This is a genomic window from Microbacterium xylanilyticum (assembly GCF_054654695.1).
On the sequence record NZ_BAAIEN010000002.1, the window covers coordinates 514,988 to 528,658 of the forward strand.

The following is a 13,671-nucleotide window of genomic DNA, read 5'->3' on the forward strand; positions in this document are numbered from 1 at the left end:
CCCGCGGGCTGCCGATGCGGCGGTGCGGCTGCCGATCTGCCCGGACCTGCCGTGCGCGGCGTTCCCGAGGCCCGGATCGCTTGTGCAGGGGTGAGGGGAGAGGTAATGTCCCGAAACAATTCGTGCGACATCGGCACGCCGCTGTGGTGATATAGCACGAAGCCTTTCGTCTCTGCCCCACCCGACCTTGAAATGCGAGACCTCATGAGCCCATTGCCCGGGGAGAAGGAACTCCCCAACGCTCTGCCCCGCACCACCGCGACGCAGGTGCCCCTGCGGCGCCTGCAGCGCTCGATGGACGCGCGCCACCTGATCATGATCGCCCTCGGCGGCGTGATCGGATCCGGCCTGTTCCTCAGCTCCGGCTACACGATCAGCCAGGCCGGCCCGCTCGGCGCGATCATCGCGTACCTGATCGGCGCGCTCGTCGTCTACCTCGTGATGGCGTGCCTGGGCGAGCTCGCGACGGCGTACCCCGTGTCGGGCGCGTTCCACATCTACGCGGCCCGCTCCATCGGCCCCGCGACCGGCTTCACCACGGCATGGCTGTACTGGCTGTGCTGGGTGGTGGCCCTCGGCTCGGAGTTCACCGCGGCGGGCATCCTCATGCAGCGCTGGTTCCCGGCCGTGCCCGTGTGGGTGTGGTGCCTCGTCTTCGCGGCAGTGCTGTTCACGATCAACGCGATCTCCGCTCGCGTGTTCGGCGAGACCGAGTTCTGGTTCTCCCTCATCAAGGTGCTCGCGATCGTCGTGCTCATCGTGCTCGGCGGCGCGGCGATCTTCGGCTTCACGCCCCTCTCCGGCGAGCACCCGGCCGCGGTGCTGTTCCACAACTTCGACACGCCCCACGGCCTGTTCCCCGGCGGCTTCGGCGGAGTGCTGATGACCTCGCTGGCCGTGTTCTACGCGTTCAGCGGATCCGAGCTGATCGGCGTCGCCGCCGGTGAGACGAAGGATCCGGGCCGGAACATCCCGCGCGCCCTGCGCTCGACCGTGCTGCGGCTGCTCGTGCTGTTCGTCGGATCCATCACCGTCATCGCGGCGATCCTGCCCTACGACAAGGCGAGTGTGACGAGCAGCCCGTTCGTCGACGTCTTCCAGTACGTGGGAGTGCCGTTCGCCCCCGACATCATGAACTTCGTCATCATCACCGCGCTGCTGTCGGCGGGCAACAGCGGCCTGTTCTCGTGCGCGCGCATGCTGTTCTCGCTCGCCGAGGAGGGCCACGCCCCCAAGGCGTTCACCCGGCTCACCCGGCGGGGGATCCCGATCGTCGCCCTCAGCGTGAGCATGGCGCTCGGCCTCGTCTCGCTGCTGTCGAGCGTGATCGCGGCCGAGACCGTGTACCTCGCGCTCGTGTCGATCGCGGGCTTCGCGGTCGTGGCGGTGTGGATGTCGATCGTCGCGGCGCAGTTCTTCCACCGCCGCGCGTTCCTGCGCCGCGGCGGTGACCTGAGCACGCTGCCCTACCGCACGCCGCTGTTCCCGATCGTGCCGATCGTCGCGTTCGTGCTCCTGCTCGTCTCGGTGGTGGCGATCGCCTTCGACCCGAACCAGGTCGCCGCGCTCTACTTCGGCCTGCCGTTCGTGGGCCTGTGCTACCTGTACTTCTGGTGGCGCTACGGCCGGCGCGGCGCGGCCCGCGTCGAGGTCGTCTCGGAGGAGGCGCCGGTCAGCGTCGCCGAGGACCTCGCGGTCGAGGAGCCCATCGCCCCGGCGGTCGACGAGCCCATCGGCGGCAGCGGACGATGACCCGCGGACCGGGATGGATCGAGGTCGACGTCGATGCGATCGCGGACAACGTCGCGACCGTCCGGCGGGAGCTCGGCACCACGCCGCTGTGCGCGGTGGTCAAGGCCGATGCCTACGGTCACGGCGTCGACCTCGTCCTCCCGGTCCTCATGGCCGCCGGCGTCGACCGGATCGGCGTCACCGGCAACGACGAGGCGCACCGGGCGCGCCGGCTCGGGTTCCGCGGACGGATCCTCCGCCTGCGCCCCGCGCTGCGCGAGGAGATCGAGGATGCCGCGTCGGCGCACGTCGAGGAATGGGCGGGCGGTCTCGCGCACGCCCGCGAGATCGACGCGGCCGCGCGTGCGATCGGTCGCCGGATCGGGGTGCACGTCTCCATCAACGCCACCGGCCTCAGCCGGGACGGCGTCGACCTGCACCGTGCGGGCGGGCGCGACGAGGTCAGCGCCATCGGCGCCCTCCCCGGCGTGCGCCCGATCGGGGTCTGCGCGCACTTCCCCTGCGAGGACGAGCACGACGTCGCCGAGGGGACCGAGGAGTTCCGCGCGCAGTCGGCCCTGGCCGTCGCCCTGCTCGGAGCCGGCGCCGTCGGCCCCATCGAACGGCACTGCGCGACCTCGTACGCTGCGCTGACCGTGCCCGCCTCGAGGTTCGACCTCGTCCGCATCGGCGCGGCGCTCTACGGGGACACCTCCGCCAGGCCGGGGCTCCTGCAGCCGGCGCTGCGGCTGCTCTCCCGCGTCGCCGCGCTCAACGTCTACGCGGCGGGCAGCACCGTGGGCTACGACCGGATGCACCGCACGACCCGCACCTCCCGCCTCGCGGTCGTCCCGCTCGGCTACGCCGACGGGTTCCATCGCGTGCTCGGCGGCCGCGCCCAGGTGCTCGTGGGCGGCCGACGGGCGACAGTGGTCGACAAACTGGCGATGAACACGCTCCTCGTCGACGTCACCGACCACCCCGAGGTGCAGGTGGGGGACGAGGTGGTGCTCGCGGGTGCGCAGGGCGCCGATGCGATCACCGCGCAGGATCTGGAGACCGCCTCGGGGCAGATCGCCGCGGACCTCTACACCGCCTGGGGCCGCCTGCTGCCCCGCCGCGCGTTCGGTGCAGGCGCAGCGTGAGCGCCGCGAACCCGGCCGGTAGGCTGGCCGGATCCGGCTCGCCGCGCAGCGGCCGGCCGAGGGAGGGAAGCAAGATGTCTGCGCCGTCGTCGCTGTCGCAGGGGCTGGCTCTGCTCGGTTCGGCGGTTGCGCGCGAGCGCACGGGGCGTCCCGGATTCACGGCCTCCCGGCTCGCGGACGCGACGGGCATCGAGCGCAGCAGGGTCTCGCGCCTCACCCAGGAGCTGCGCGGACTGCGGTTCCTGCAGCGCGACGAGGACGCGGTCTTCAGCGCCGGCGATTCCTACTTCCGTGTCGCCGCGGCGCTGGACGCCCCGTGGCTGCGCGCCGCGCGGCACGAGCTGCGCATGCTCGCGGCCGAGCTGGGGACCACGGCGCTCGTGAGCGCCGCCGATGGTGCGGCCGCACTGCTGCTGCGCACCGAGGCCGGAGTGGGGGCGTCCGACGGCGGAATGCGCCACGGCATGGCGACCCCGATCTGGTGCACGGGCGCCGGCCGCGCGCTGCTGTGGGAGCACTCGGCCGACCGGCTCCAGGAGGTGCTGCACGACGTGCAGTTCGTGGGCGTGGGCGGACCCGCGGCCGCCCGCACGATCGCTGAGGTGCACGCTCTCATGGAGCGGGACAGGGCCGCCGGCGTGGTCACCGCCGCGGACGAGTACGCCGAGGGCGTCACCGACCTGGCGCTGCCGATCCTGGGCCACGGCGGTGTCGTCGCCTCGATCGCGGTCTCGGGCGCTCCGCGCAGCGCGAGCCGCACCAGGGCCGCGCTGGCGGCGCTGCACGGCGCACGCGACCGGCTCAGCGCGCTCGCGAGCGCTCAGTGAGCCGCGTTCCCACCGCGGCCGGCGCGCTCCTTGCGGTCCGCGCCCGTGGAGCCGCGCCCGACATGGTGCGCCTCGGGGGCGCCGAGCGCCGCCGAGAGCGCATCGGCCGCGGCGAGGCAGGCCTGCGCCAGGGCGTCGGTGCGCGGATGCAGCGCGGCGCGTTCGCCCACGATCTGCACGGCCGCGGCCACCTCGCCGCGGAAGTCCCACACCGGCGCCGACACCGAGTAGAGCTCCGGTTCGGCCTCCTGGTCGACGATCGCGTAACCGCGTTCGCGGGCGCGGTGCAGCCGGTCGAGGAAGTCGTCCGCCGACGCCGGCGCGTTCGGGCCGGGGCTGGTGAACCGGGTCTGCGCCAGCACCGCGCGCACCTCGTCGTCGGTCGCGTCCCAGAGCACCGCCTGGCCGCCGTCGCTGCAGAAGGCGGGATAGGCGCGGCCGATCCAGGATCCGATCATGCGGGATCCGTCCGGGATGCTCTCCACGATCGTCAACGTGCTGTCGCCCTGCAGCACGCCGAGGAAGCACGCCTCCTCTGTGCGCGCGGCGAGCTCGTCGAGGACGCCGATGCCGGCCGAGCGCAGCCGGCGGTCGGTGAGGTCCTGGGCGGCGGCGTACCAGCCCCAGGCCAGCCGGTAGCGGTGATCGTCGCCGCGCTCGACGAGGCGCTGATCCGCGAGCGCCGACAGGGTGCGCGAGATCTGCGAGCGCTCCCGGCCAAGGGCGTGCGCGACCTCCTGCACCGACGCTCCGCCGGGCGAGGCGACCATGAGGCCGGCGAGCGCCGAGAGCACGTCGAACCCACGACCCATGCTGCTCCGGGCCAGGGAGTCCTCGGCGGTGGGCATGGATCGAGCGTACTCGACCGTCGTCACCCGGAATCGGAGCGGCAGGTCACGGGACGCGAGGACACCAAACCGCAGGGCGCAGGACTGCAGGAGGAGGCGCGATGAGCGCGGGGCACAGCGGAGCGGATCCGGTCGGACACGACGGCACGGTGACGGTGCTGGACGGCGGGATGTCGACCGCCCTCGAGCAGCAGGGCATCGAGGTGGGCGGCGCGCTGTGGACCGCGCGCCTGCTCGCCGACGAGCCGGAGCGGATCGCCCGCGCGCACCGGGAGTTCTTCGAGGCCGGCGCCCACGTCGCGACGACCGCGACCTACCAGGCCAGCGAGCGTGGCTTCGTCGCCGCCGGGATGGATCCGGCCGAGGCGCGGTCGCTCATCACGCGCGGAGTGGCGCTCGCCGTCGAGGTGCGCGACGAGTGCGCGTCCACCCGGCAGGGCCTCCTGGTGGCGGCGTCCGTCGGACCGTACGGTGCGGTCCTCGGCGACGGTTCCGAGTACCGCGGCCGCTACGGGGTCGGAGCGGCCCAGCTGCGCGACTTCCACGCGCCGCGCCTGGAGGCGCTCGCCGAGGCCGGACCGGACCTGTTCGCCGTCGAGACCATCCCGGATCTGGACGAGGCGGTGGTGCTCGCCGCGCTGCTCGACGAGTTCGGCGTGCCCGCCTGGTTCAGCTACTCCGTGCGCGGCGACGAGACGTGCGCCGGGCAGCCGCTCGCCGACGCCTACGCCGTGCTCGCCGGATCCCGAACCGTCATCGCGGCGGGCGTGAACTGCTCGCACGAGGAAGACGTGCTGGGCGCGGTCCGGACCGCGGTGGCGGCGACCGGCCTGCCCGCGGTCGCCTACCCGAACCACGGCGGCGTGTGGGACAGCGCGACCAAGACCTGGTCGCAGGCGCGCCCGCTCGACCTCGCCCTCGTGGACGCCTGGCTCGACGCCGGCGCGCGCTACGTCGGCGGCTGCTGCGGCTTCGGCCCCTCCGACATCGCCGTGCTCGCTCAGCGGGTCAGCGGCGGCTGATGATCGTCGCTGTGCGGAAGCCGTGAGCAGCGCAAGGCCTTAGCAGGCCCATAGCCGGACCAAAGCACCCCCTCCGGGGCGCTTCCGAGCATGGATCCCATGAACCAGGATCCGGCTCCCGACCTCGACGTCGTCGTTCCCGTGCACAACGAGCGGGACACCCTCGAGCAGAGCATCGGGCTGTTGTACGCGCACCTGAGCGCCGAGGAGCCGGCGACCTGGCGGATCACGATCGCCGACAACGCCAGCACCGACGGCACGGCGCTGCTCGCCGAGGCCCTCGCTGCCCGCCTCGACGGCGTGGTGGCGGTGCATCTCGCCGAGAAAGGGCGAGGCAGGGCCCTCAAGGCGGTGTGGTCGGCGTCGCCGGCGCGCGTACTGGTCTACCTCGACGAGGACCTCTCCACAGACCTGCGCGCGCTGCGCCCGCTCGTCGCGCCGCTGCTGAGCGGGCACTCCGACCTCGCGATCGGATCCCGCCTGGCGAACGCCTCGCGCATCGTGCGCGGCGGCAAGCGCGAATTCGTGTCGCGGTCGTACAACGCGCTGCTGCGCGGCACGTTCGGGGTGCGCTTCAGCGAAGCGCAGTGCGGGTTCAAGGCGATCCGTGCGGACGTCGCGCAGCGCCTGCTTCCCCTCGTCGAGGACACCGGCTGGTTCTTCGACACCGAGCTGCTCATCCTCGCCGAGCGCGCGGGACTGCGCATCCACGAGGTCCCCGTGGACTGGATCGACGACCCGCACAGCTCGGTCGACATCGTCGCGACCGCGAAGGCCGATCTGCAGGGCATGCTGCGCGTCGGGCGCGCGCTCGCGGCAGGACGCCTCCCCGTCGACGACCTCTATCGCGAGATCGGCCGGCATCCGTTCGCCCAGCCGAAGACCCCGCTGCTCACGCAGCTGGTGCGCTTCGGCGTCATCGGGGCGATGTCCACGATCGCGTACGCCGTCGTCTACCTCGTGCTGCAGGCGCTCATGCCTGCCCAGGCGGCGAACTTCCTCGCCCTGCTCGTGACCGCCGTTGCGAACACCGCGGCGAACCGGCGCTTCACGTTCGGCATCCACGGCAGGGCGGGCGCCGCGACGCACCACGTGCAGGGTCTCGTCGTCTTCGGGCTGGCCTGGGCGCTCACGAGCGGATCCCTCGTCCTGCTGCACGCGACGGATCCGCATCCCGGGGCGCTCACCGAAGTGGGCGTGCTCACGATCGCGAACCTCGTCGCCACGCTGCTGCGCTTCGCCCTGCTGCGGCTCTGGGTGTTCCGCGACACGGCTCGCCGTGATGGCGGACAGGCGCCGCCCGACCCCGTCGAACCGCTCTCCACCCGTCACCACCTCACCACGCTCGCTCAGGAGGCGAACCGCTCATGAACGCATCCGTGGCCGTCGCGCCCGTTCTGCCCGCACACCCGCCGACCGGCTCGCTCCCCGCCGCGCCGCACGAAGCCGCCGCAGCCCCTATCCGGGCGCGCTGGGAGGCGCCCGCCTACGCCGGCGTGCTCCTGCTCGCCGGGATCCTGTACGTCTGGAACCTCGCGGCGAGCGGCTGGGCGAACGCGTTCTACTCCGCTGCGGTGCAGGCCGGCACGCAGAACTGGGTCGCGTTCTTCTACGGATCCAGTGATGCCGGCAACTCGATCACGGTCGACAAGCCGCCGGCGAGCCTGTGGGTCATGGAGCTCTCGGCGCGGATCTTCGGGCTGAGCTCGTGGAGCATCCTCGTGCCGCAGGCGCTCATGGGCGTCGCGACCGCCGCGATCATCCTGTTCACCGTGCGGCGCCGCTTCGGGGCCGCCGCGGCGCTGGTGTCCGCAGGCGTGTTCGCGCTCACGCCCGTCGCGGCGCTCATGTTCCGCTTCAACAACCCGGATGCGCTGCTGCTCCTGCTGCTCAGCGCTTCGGTCGCGCTGACCCTGCGGGCGATCGACCGGCAGCGGCTGCGCTGGCTGCTGCTGGCCGGAGTCGCTGTCGGGTTCGGGTTCCTCACCAAGCAGCTGCAGGCGTTCCTGGTGCTGCCGGTGCTCGCCGGGGTGTACCTGGCGTTCGCTGGAGCGCCGATCCTGAAGCGGATCTGGCACCTGCTGGCAGCGCTCAGCGCCGTCATCGTCTCGGCCGGCTGGTGGGTTGCGGTGGTCGAGCTCGTGCCGGCATCCGCACGACCCTACATCGGCGGCTCGCAGACGAACAGCTTCCTCGAGCTGACCTTCGGCTATAACGGCCTCGGGCGCATCACCGGGAACGAGACCGGAAGCGTCGGCGGCGGCGGACGGGGCGCCGGAGGCGGCATGTGGGGCTCCACCGGACTGTTCCGCCTCTTCGAGAACGAGATCGGGGGCCAGATCTCCTGGCTGATCCCGGCGGCGCTGATCCTACTCATCGGATCCCTGGTGGTCATCGGCCGGGCCCCGCGCCGCGATGCGCCCCGGATCGCGATCGTCACATTCGCGGCCTGGCTGCTGGTGACCCTCCTGGCGTTCAGCTTCATGGCCGGGATCTTCCACGCCTACTACACGGTCGCCCTCGCCGCCCCGCTGGCGGGGCTCATCGGGGCCTCGGGCGTGGTGCTGTTCCGGCATCGGGAGCGGCTGTGGGTGCGGATCCTGCTCGCGGTCGCCGCGCTCGTGACGGCAGGTTGGGCCTGGGTGCTGCTGGACCGGGCGAGCACCTGGCTGCCCTGGCTCAAGGTGGTCGTGCTGATCGTGTCGGCGGCGGGCGCGCTGCTCGCCCTGCTCCCTCCCCGCTCGCGGGTCCTCACGGCGGCCACCGTCTCCGCCCTGCTCATGGGTGCGCTGTTGGCGCCGGCGGCGTACACACTCGAGACCGTCGGCACCGCGCACTCGGGATCCATCGTCACAGCGGGCCCGGCGGTGCAGGGCGCCATGGGCGGAGGGTTCCGCGGCGGCTTCCCCGGAGGTCGTCCCGCGGGCGCTCCGGGCGGCGGCGCGGCGGGCGGCTTCGGCGGACCCGGGAACGCGGCCGGCGGTCAGGGCGGTCCGGGCGGGCTCGCCGGGCAGACCGGCGGCACCGGGGCGGCGCCCTTCACCGGCGGCACGCGGAGAGGATTCGGCGGAGCGGGTGGGCTGCTGGAGGCTTCCACCGTGAGCACCGAGATGAAGGCCCTCCTCACCGCGAACGCATCGGGCTACACCTGGGTCGCGGCATCGATCGGATCTCAGACCGCCGCGGGCTACCAGCTCGGCACGGGATACGCGGTCATGCCGATCGGCGGGTTCAACGGCAGCGACCCGTCGCCGACTCTCGAGCAGTTCGAGCAGTACGTCGCGAACCACAAGATCCACTACTTCATCGCCGGAGGCGGGATGATGGGCGGGTCGAGCACGGGCAGCCGGGTCGCCAGCCAGATCGAGACCTGGGTCGAGGCGAACTTCACGGCGACCACCGTGGGCGGCGTGACGATCTACGATCTGACCGCACAGAAGTGAATCGCAGCCACGAGGGGAGCAGACCATGGACGAGTTCATGACCGAGTCCGGCGCCGCAGCCTCGATGTCGCTGGGCCTTCCCCCGGTCGTGCGCGCGGACGGCAGCCCCGCGCGCGCCCTCGTGGTCGACGACGAGCAGGCGCTCGCCGCGGCTGTCGGCGGGTCCCTCCGCGCCGACGGGTGGGAGGTGCGCGTCGAGCATCGCGGGCGCAGCGCCCTCATCGCGGTGCGCGAGTTCCAGCCCGACGTGGTCGTGCTCGACATCATGATGCCCGGCATCGACGGCCTGGACACGCTCGAGCGGATCCGTGCCATCCGGCCCGAGATCCGGGTGCTGTTCCTGACGGCCCTCGACGGTCACGACGACCGGGTCGCGGGGCTGCGGGCGGGCGGAGACGACTACCTCACCAAGCCCTTCGCCATCGCCGAACTGCAGGCCCGGGTGCGGGTGCTGGCCCGCACCGCGGCGGCGATCGCGCGTCCGGCCGACGCGCAGCTGCGCGTCGGCGACCTGGCCGTGGACAGGGCCGCCGCGACGGCTGAGCTCGCCGGTGCGGCGCTCGAGCTCACCCCCACCGAGTTCGAGCTGCTGCTCCTGCTCGCGAACAACGCCGGGCGGGTGCTGCGTCGCGCGCAGATCCTCGAGGCTGTGTGGGGCTACGACTTCGGCACCGAGTCGAACGTGGTCGAGGTGTACGTGTCCAGCCTGCGCCGCAAGCTCGCTCCGTCGACGGCGCTCAGCCTGGAGACCGTGCGGCTGGTCGGCTACGTGCTGCGCGTCGCCGAAGCGGTGACGGAGGATCCGGTGCCGTCCGATGGATCCGGGGGAGGCGCATGAGACGTCCCCGCAGCCTCCGTCTTCAGGTGGTGCTCATCGCGTCGGCCCTCGTCGCAGCGGTGAGCATCGTCGTCGGCGTGGTCGCGGTGCTCTCACTGCACGACTACCTGCTCGGGCAGGTCGACGCCCGCCTGAACGGCGCGGCCGCCCGCGGTGCCGAGATCGCCGACGGGCGCGGCCCGCGGATCCCCGAGCCGACGCCGTCCCCCGCTCCCACCCCGCGGGCCAGTCGCCCCGGCCGCGACGACGTGGTCGGCGCACCAGGCCAGTCACCCGGCACGATCACGGCGGTCTTCCGTGACGGCGTCTTCGCGTTCGGGGGCTGGATCTCCGCGGACGGCGTGCGGCACGACCTCACCGCTGAGGAGCAGCGGATCCTCGCCGCTCATCGACCCACCGGATCCGCCACCCGCACCGCTCCGGTCACCGTGGATCTCGGTGCGCTCGGGGCGTACCGCGTCGCGGCGCGCGCCACGGCGAACGGAGTGGGCGTCGTCACGGCCCTGCCGCTGGAGCCGGTGACCTCGGTCACCGGGCGGCTGATGGTCGTGGTGGCGCTCGTCGGCGCGGCCTGCATCGTGCTCGCGGTCCTGGCGGCGGCTCTCGCGATGGGGCGCGCGCTGCGTCCGCTCCGGCGCGTGGCGCACACGGCGGCCGCGGTCACGGCGGTGCCCCTGGACCGCGGCGAGGTGCGCCTCGCGGAACGGGTCGGTGCCGGCGACATCGCCTCGACGACAGAGGTGGGGCAGGTCGGCGCGGCGCTGAACGACCTGCTCGACCACGTGGAGCAGGCGCTCGCCCAGCGCGAGGCGAGCGAGTCGACCATGCGGCGGTTCGTCGCCGACGCGAGCCACGAGCTGCGCACCCCGCTGGCGACGATCCGCGCCTACGCGCAGCTGTCCTCCCGCGAGGACGCCGGGGAGCAGGAGGTGCGCGGCAACGCCACGCTCATCGATGCCGAGGGCGTGCGGATGGGGGAGCTCATCGACCAGCTGCTCGTGCTGGCGCGGCTCGACGCGCTGCCGGAAGGGGCGCGCGACCTCGTGGATCTGCGGCTGCTGGCGGCGGAGGCGGTGCTCGCGGCACGCGCGGCGGACGCGGCCGCGCCCGATGCGTCGGCGACGGCCTCCGCGCACACCTGGATCCTGGACCTCGGCGAGGATCCGGTGCTCGTGCGCGGCGATGGGGCGGATCTGCGTCGGGTGCTCGACAACCTGCTCGGCAACGCCCGCGCGCACACGCCCGCCGGCACGACGGTGCGGGTGCGGGTGGATGAGGTGCGGACCGGGCCCGGGGCGGTCCCTGAGTCTGTCGAAGGGTCCGCCGGAGGGTCCGTGCGCCTGACGGTCGCGGATGACGGTCCGGGTCTCCCTGCAGCATTGCAGGACACCGTGTTCGAGCGCTTCGCCCGCGGTGAGACCTCGCGCTCCCGCGAAGGTGGCGGAACGGGTCTCGGCCTGGCCATCGCGCGTGCCGTCGTGGAGGCGCACGGCGGCACGATCGAGGTCGCCTCCGGGCCCGGCGCGACCTTCATCGTGACCCTGCCCGCGGCGCGTCCTGACGCGGATCCGGGGGCCCCGGCGACGACTACGCTGGAGGGGTGACAGCGTACGTCTCCGCCTTCGATCTGTTCTCCATCGGTGTAGGACCGTCGAGCTCCCACACCGTCGGACCGATGCGCGCCGGCGTCGACTTCGCCGCCCGGCTCGCCGCAGACGGCGTGCTCGACAAGGTCGCCCGGGTCACCTGTTCGCTGTACGGCTCCCTCGGCGCCACGGGCCTCGGCCACGGCACGCCCGACGCGGTCGTCGCGGGCCTGCGCGGGCTCGCTCCGGAGACCTGCGATCCGGCCGACGTGCGCCGCGCCTGGTCGGGCTGGACCGACGGATCCGCCCTCGCGATGAACGGCACCCACGACATCGTGTTCGTCAAGGACGACATCACGTTCGAGCCGCGCACGCGCCTGCCCGGCCACCCCAACGCGATGACCCTGCGCGCGCTCGACGCAGACGGGATCCACCTCGCGCAGGAGACGTACTACTCGATCGGTGGCGGCTTCATCCGCCGTGACGGCGACGACACCCGCGCCCTGGGCGGGGCGGCGTTCCCGTTCGCCTACACCGACGCCGCTTCGCTGCTGGAGCTGTGCGACGAGCACGGGCTCACGATCGCCGAGCTCGCCAAGCGCAACGAGCTCGCGCTGCGCAGCGAGGAGGAGGTCGCCGCGGGCCTGGACGCCATCTGGGACGCGATGTCGTCGTGCGTCGACGCCGGCCTGCACGCCGAGGGCACGCTGCCCGGGATCCTGAAGGTCAAGCGCCGCGCCGGCGCCATCCGCGCGCAGCTCGACGAGATCGAGGCCGAGGGGCACCCCGCGATCCCGGGCGAGTGGCTCGGCGCGTTCGCGCTCGCCGTGAACGAGGAGAACGCCGCGGGAGGCCGCGTCGTCACCGCCCCCACGAACGGCGCCGCCGGGATCCTCCCCGCCGTCGCGATGTACTGGTGGCGCTTCCTCGCCGACTCCGGGCTCGGCGCCGGCAACGCGGTCACTCCGTACGGAGAGCTCGTCGGCAGCGCGCTGCTCGGCTTCGGTGCGGAGGCGTCGCTCGTCGCCGTCGGCGCGATCGAGGATCCGGACGCGCTCGCCGAGGCGAACCGCCGCCGCGGCATCCGCCGGTTCCTGCTCACGGCGACCGCGCTCGGATCCCTGTTCAAGGCCAACGCATCGATCTCCGGTGCCGAGGGCGGCTGCCAGGCCGAGGTCGGATCCGCCTGCGCGATGGCGGCCGGCGGGCTCACCGCGGTGATGGGCGGCACCAACCGGCAGATCGAGAACGCGGCCGAGATCGCGATGGAGCATCACCTCGGGCTCACCTGCGACCCGATCGGCGGGCTCGTGCAGATCCCCTGCATCGAGCGCAACGCGATCGCGGCGTCGACCGCGGTGACGGCGGCGCGGCTCGCACTGCGCGGCGACGGGCAGCACTACGTCTCGCTCGACGCCGTCGTCGAGACCATGCGCCAGACCGGGCTCGACATGTCGACGAAGTACAAGGAGACGAGCGAGGGCGGTCTCGCGGTCAACGTCATCGAGTGCTGAGATGGGCGCATGACCACGACGAGACGACGCAGGGGCCGCCCCAGGGGGGAGTCCGGATCCCGGGACCTCATCGTGACCGCGGCCGAGCACGAGTTCGGCGAGCACGGCTATGACGGCGCCACGATCCGGGCGATCGCGGGCCGCGCCGGCGTGGACTCGGCGCTCGTGCACCACTACTTCGGAACCAAGGCGGACCTGTTCGCCGAGGTGATCGGGATCCCCCTGCGCCCCGACATCGACGTGCCGGCGATCCTCGAGGGTCCGCGCGAGGAGGTCGGCGAGCGCGTGGTGCGGTACGTGCTGGAGGCGTTCGAGCGGCCGGAGGTGCGCCGCCGCGGCGTGACCATGATCCGCGTCGCCATCGGTTCGAAGGTGATGTCGCCGCCGCTGGTCGGGTTCCTCTCCCGCGAGCTGATCGGGCGGATCACGGCCCGGCTGGACACCCCGGACGCGACCCTGCGCGCCGCCCTCGTGGCCTCGCAGATGGCGGGCCTGCTCGTGACCCGGTACGTGGTGAAGCTGCCGGCGATCGCCGACGTCCCGGTGGACGAGATCGTCGCCCGGGTGGGCCCGGCGATCCAGCGCTACCTGTTCGACTGACGCGGATGCCCTTCGTCTCGCTTCGCTCGCTCAGGAACCGGTTCGGTAGTCGGTTCCTGAGCGAGGAGCGTAGCGACGAGACGAAGGACGCCCGACGATCGCGGAGGCGCCTGATCC

The 13,671-nt window shown here is 72.9% G+C and carries 11 protein-coding genes; 10 read left to right on the plus strand and 1 reads right to left on the minus strand.

Annotation, left to right across the window (positions count from 1 at the left end):
- Positions 1 to 204: 204 nt before the first annotated feature.
- From ACYQ1L_RS02995 to ACYQ1L_RS03005, 3 genes are all read left to right on the plus strand, one after another.
- The gene (locus ACYQ1L_RS02995; RefSeq protein WP_460002779.1) at positions 205 to 1,752 is read left to right on the plus strand and encodes an amino acid permease; all 1,548 of its coding nucleotides are present in this window, start codon (positions 205 to 207) and stop codon (positions 1,750 to 1,752) included.
- Positions 1,749 to 2,876 (plus strand): alanine racemase, encoded by a 1,128-nt coding sequence (gene alr / locus ACYQ1L_RS03000; protein ID WP_460002780.1) that lies wholly within the window; start codon positions 1,749 to 1,751, stop codon positions 2,874 to 2,876. The genes ACYQ1L_RS02995 and alr overlap by 4 nt, the downstream gene beginning before the upstream one ends.
- A 74-nt stretch (positions 2,877 to 2,950) precedes the next feature.
- Complete coding sequence (locus tag ACYQ1L_RS03005; protein WP_460002781.1) at positions 2,951 to 3,703, plus strand: IclR family transcriptional regulator domain-containing protein; 753 nt, start codon at positions 2,951 to 2,953, stop codon at positions 3,701 to 3,703.
- Here the strand turns inward: ACYQ1L_RS03005 and ACYQ1L_RS03010 are convergent.
- Positions 3,697 to 4,551: an IclR family transcriptional regulator gene (locus ACYQ1L_RS03010; protein ID WP_460002782.1), complete on the minus strand. Its 855-nt coding sequence runs from the start codon at positions 4,549 to 4,551 to the stop codon at positions 3,697 to 3,699. The two genes, ACYQ1L_RS03005 and ACYQ1L_RS03010, sit on opposite strands and share 7 nt — an antisense overlap.
- 101 nt (positions 4,552 to 4,652) lie before the next feature.
- Between ACYQ1L_RS03010 and mmuM the strand changes: the two genes are divergently transcribed.
- The 7 genes from mmuM to ACYQ1L_RS03045 all read left to right on the plus strand — a co-directional run bounded on the left by mmuM (position 4,653) and on the right by ACYQ1L_RS03045 (position 13,554).
- Positions 4,653 to 5,573 (plus strand): homocysteine S-methyltransferase, encoded by a 921-nt coding sequence (gene mmuM, locus ACYQ1L_RS03015; RefSeq protein WP_460002783.1) that lies wholly within the window; start codon positions 4,653 to 4,655, stop codon positions 5,571 to 5,573.
- 99 nt (positions 5,574 to 5,672) lie between these two features.
- A complete protein-coding gene (locus ACYQ1L_RS03020) occupies positions 5,673 to 6,944 on the plus strand; it encodes a glycosyltransferase (protein ID WP_460002784.1) in 1,272 nt (423 codons plus the stop codon).
- On the plus strand, positions 6,941 to 9,016 hold the full coding sequence (locus ACYQ1L_RS03025; protein ID WP_460002785.1) for a glycosyltransferase family 39 protein: 2,076 nt from the start codon (positions 6,941 to 6,943) through the stop codon (positions 9,014 to 9,016). The genes ACYQ1L_RS03020 and ACYQ1L_RS03025 overlap by 4 nt, the downstream gene beginning before the upstream one ends.
- 25 nt (positions 9,017 to 9,041) lie before the next feature.
- A complete protein-coding gene (locus ACYQ1L_RS03030; protein WP_460002786.1) occupies positions 9,042 to 9,854 on the plus strand; it encodes a response regulator transcription factor in 813 nt (270 codons plus the stop codon).
- A complete protein-coding gene (locus ACYQ1L_RS03035; RefSeq protein WP_460002787.1) occupies positions 9,851 to 11,458 on the plus strand; it encodes a sensor histidine kinase in 1,608 nt (535 codons plus the stop codon). The genes ACYQ1L_RS03030 and ACYQ1L_RS03035 overlap by 4 nt, the downstream gene beginning before the upstream one ends.
- Entirely contained in the window at positions 11,455 to 12,954 is a 1,500-nt protein-coding gene (locus ACYQ1L_RS03040; RefSeq protein ID WP_460002788.1) for an L-serine ammonia-lyase, iron-sulfur-dependent, subunit alpha, read from the plus strand. The genes ACYQ1L_RS03035 and ACYQ1L_RS03040 overlap by 4 nt, the downstream gene beginning before the upstream one ends.
- 9 nt (positions 12,955 to 12,963) lie before the next feature.
- Positions 12,964 to 13,554 carry a TetR/AcrR family transcriptional regulator gene (locus ACYQ1L_RS03045; protein WP_460002789.1) on the plus strand — a complete coding sequence of 197 codons (591 nt, stop codon included), beginning with the start codon at positions 12,964 to 12,966 and terminating at the stop codon, positions 13,552 to 13,554.
- Positions 13,555 to 13,671: the final 117 nt, after the last annotated feature.

Coding starts and splice junctions, on each gene's coding strand:
- ACYQ1L_RS03025 (WP_460002785.1), top strand. CDS start 6,941: ATGAACGCATCCGTGGCCGTCGCGCCCGTTCTGCCCGCACACCCGCCG.
- ACYQ1L_RS03035 (WP_460002787.1), top strand. CDS start 9,851: ATGAGACGTCCCCGCAGCCTCCGTCTTCAGGTGGTGCTCATCGCGTCG.
- ACYQ1L_RS03005 (WP_460002781.1), top strand. CDS start 2,951: ATGTCTGCGCCGTCGTCGCTGTCGCAGGGGCTGGCTCTGCTCGGTTCG.
- alr (WP_460002780.1), top strand. CDS start 1,749: ATGACCCGCGGACCGGGATGGATCGAGGTCGACGTCGATGCGATCGCG.
- ACYQ1L_RS03010 (WP_460002782.1), bottom strand. CDS start 4,551: ATGCCCACCGCCGAGGACTCCCTGGCCCGGAGCAGCATGGGTCGTGGG.
- ACYQ1L_RS03030 (WP_460002786.1), top strand. CDS start 9,042: ATGGACGAGTTCATGACCGAGTCCGGCGCCGCAGCCTCGATGTCGCTG.
- ACYQ1L_RS03045 (WP_460002789.1), top strand. CDS start 12,964: ATGACCACGACGAGACGACGCAGGGGCCGCCCCAGGGGGGAGTCCGGA.
- ACYQ1L_RS03020 (WP_460002784.1), top strand. CDS start 5,673: ATGAACCAGGATCCGGCTCCCGACCTCGACGTCGTCGTTCCCGTGCAC.
- mmuM (WP_460002783.1), top strand. CDS start 4,653: ATGAGCGCGGGGCACAGCGGAGCGGATCCGGTCGGACACGACGGCACG.
- ACYQ1L_RS02995 (WP_460002779.1), top strand. CDS start 205: ATGAGCCCATTGCCCGGGGAGAAGGAACTCCCCAACGCTCTGCCCCGC.